This window comes from Microbacterium sp. CPCC 204701 (genome assembly GCF_004010105.1).
Taxonomy (GTDB): domain Bacteria; phylum Actinomycetota; class Actinomycetes; order Actinomycetales; family Microbacteriaceae; genus Microbacterium.
On record NZ_RRYE01000413.1, the window covers coordinates 1 to 2,482 of the forward strand.

Genomic DNA, 2,482 nt, shown 5'->3' on the forward strand with positions numbered 1-2,482 from the left:
CCGCGCACGCCGACGGCCGAAGCGGCGCCACGTCGACCGGAGCGCGCGCGACGCGCGCGCACGGGATCCCGGGCCGCCGAACCGGCCGCGTGAGCCCGCGCTCTAGGCTGGTTGCGTGTCGACCCTCAGCGATCTCGTCTACGCCCAGGGCCGCTCCAGCGAGGACGACGTGGAGTGGCTCCACCGCCTCGCGGGGGACGGTCAGCTCCTCGCCGACCTGGCGTTCGCCGACATCGTGCTGTGGGTGCCCACTTCGGACGACTCGTTCGTGGCCGTCGCGCACGCGCGACCGAGCGGCGCGGCCACGCTGTTCTACCGCGACATCGTCGGAGACCGCGTCCGTCCGCAGTGGCGGACGCAGGTGCGCGACGCCTTCCAATCCGGGCGGATCGTCGACTCGGCGTCGCCGGACTGGTTCGAAGAGACCCCGACGCGGGTGCGCGCCGTCCCCGTCGCGCGACGGACGGGCGGTCAGCTCCCGGCGATCGGCGTGGTGACGCGTCACACCAATCTCGGCGAGGCCCGCACCCCGTCGCGACAGCAGATCACGTTCAACGACTGCGCCGACGACCTGTTCGGCATGATCGCGTCGGGGGAGTTCCCGGACCTCACCGCGCCGACCTCGCCCCGCCGCGGAGCCCCGCGCGCGTCGGACGGTCTCATCCGGCTCGATGTCGACGGCGTCACGACGTTCGCGAGCCCCAATGCCCTGTCGGCGTTCAACCGCCTCGGATTCGATGACGAGCTCGAGGGCGAGTCGCTCGTCGAGGTCGTCACGCAGATCCTTCCGGCCAAGCGCCAGTTCGACGAGTCGCTGCCGGTCGTCGTCACCGGACGCGCGCCGTGGCGCACCGACCTCGAGGCCCGCGGCGTCACGGTGTCGCTGCGCACCATCCCGCTGCGCGATCACGGCACGCGCATCGGCGCGATCGTGCTCTGCCGCGACGTCACCGAGATCCGCCACCAGGAGCAGGAGCTCATCACCAAGGACGCGACGATCCGCGAGATCCACCACCGCGTGAAGAACAACCTGCAGACCGTGGCGTCGCTGCTGCGCATCCAGGCCCGCAGGTCGCACTCCGAGGAGGCCCGTGACGCGCTCACGCAGGCGATGCGGCGCGTCTCGGCGATCGCCGTGGTGCATGACACGCTGTCGGAGGGCCTCGCGCAGAACGTCGACTTCGACGAGGTCTTCGACCGGGTGCTCAAGCTCGTCGCCGAAGTCGCGGCCGCCCCCAACACGCGCGCGCGCACGCACTCCACAGGTCGCTTCGGCACGCTCCCGAGCGAGTACGCGACACCGCTCGCCCTAGCACTGACCGAACTCGTCACCAACGCGGTGGAGCACGGGCTCGCCGGGCAGGAGGGTGATGTCGAGATCGTCGCCGAGCGCTCCGACGACCGGCTGGAGGTGAGGGTGCGCGACACCGGCTCGGGCCTCCCCGAGGGTCAGGTCGGGCGGGGCCTGGGCACGCAGATCGTGCGCACGCTCATCCAGGGCGAGCTGGGCGGAACCATCGATTGGCACACGATCATGGGCAGCGGCACGGAGGTCACGATCGACATCCCGCTGCGCTACATCGTCGACGCGGGCCGGAGCATCTGACGCCGCGCACAGAGAGAACGGATGCCGCGAGCCGCGGCATCCGTCCTCTCATTCGTTCAGCGTCACGACGCGCGGCGCGCGCGGGCGGCGCGGCGCTTGAGGGCGCGGCGCTCGTCCTCGGAGAGGCCGCCCCACACGCCCGAGTCCTGGCCGGTCTCGAGGGCGTACTGGAGGCAGATCTCGGTGACGGTGCACCGGGCGCAGACGGACTTCGCCTTCTCGATCTGGTCGACGGCCGGACCTGTGTTCCCGACGGGGAAGAACAGCTCGGGGTCGACAGTCAGGCAGGCAGCCTTGTCGCGCCAGTCCATGGTGGTGCTCCTTGATGCATTGTGTGGGGAAAAGAAGGGCCGGTTCGGGTCCGATACCCTGTGGGAAGTGCGAGATTTGCTCGCCCCACGTCGCTGTGGGAGCACACGGCTTCACCAATCGTCCCATAGCGGTTTACCTGAATCAAGGGTTCATCGGCGGGTTTGTGCGGTATTGGCTGGGTGTTCGCCCAGCGACCTGGAGGGTTCACACAAACGCCCCCGCGGGACGAAAGGAGTCGACGGAGAATGCGGACAAACCTGTCCGGACGCCTCGGCGCAGTGCTCGTGGCGCTCGAGGGGCTCGGGCTGGTCGCGCTCGTCGCCTGGCAGATCGCCGCCCTCGCCAGTGGCGACACCGGCTCGATCGAGAGCGCCCTCGCGCTGCTCGTGCTCACGGTCCTCGGCGCGGCCGCGGTGCTCGCGTTCGCGGTTGCGATCTGGCGCGGTCAGTCGTGGGGTCGCTCGGGCGGCATCGTGACCCAGCTGCTGATCCTCGCGGTGGCACTGGGGGCGGCGACGGGCGCGTTCGCGGCGCCGTCGCTGGCGCTCGCGCTCGCGGCTCCCG

Annotated in this window: 3 protein-coding genes; 2 read left to right on the top strand and 1 reads right to left on the bottom strand. The window is 70.7% G+C overall.

Features of this window, described 5'->3' with window-relative positions; translation table 11 throughout:
• Window positions 1-115: 115 nt before the first annotated feature.
• On the top strand, window positions 116-1,606 hold the full coding sequence (locus EIO58_RS16135; protein WP_127820345.1) for a sensor histidine kinase: 1,491 nt from the start codon (window positions 116-118) through the stop codon (window positions 1,604-1,606).
• Window positions 1,607-1,668: 62 nt separating this feature from the next.
• Here the strand turns inward: EIO58_RS16135 and EIO58_RS16140 are convergent, their stop codons facing one another.
• The gene (locus EIO58_RS16140) at window positions 1,669-1,917 is read right to left on the bottom strand and encodes a WhiB family transcriptional regulator (protein ID WP_018171995.1); all 249 of its coding nucleotides are present in this window, start codon (window positions 1,915-1,917) and stop codon (window positions 1,669-1,671) included.
• A gap of 246 nt (window positions 1,918-2,163) precedes the next feature.
• Between EIO58_RS16140 and EIO58_RS16145 the strand changes: the two genes are divergently transcribed.
• Window positions 2,164-2,482, top strand: a 319-nt coding sequence (locus EIO58_RS16145) for a histidine kinase (protein ID WP_127820346.1), incomplete at its 3' end; no start/stop codon positions are given.

Excerpts from the sequence above, each read along its gene's own strand:
- EIO58_RS16140 (WP_018171995.1), bottom strand. The coding sequence starts at position 1,917 with ATGGACTGGCGCGACAAGGCTGCCTGCCTGACTGTCGACCCCGAGCTG.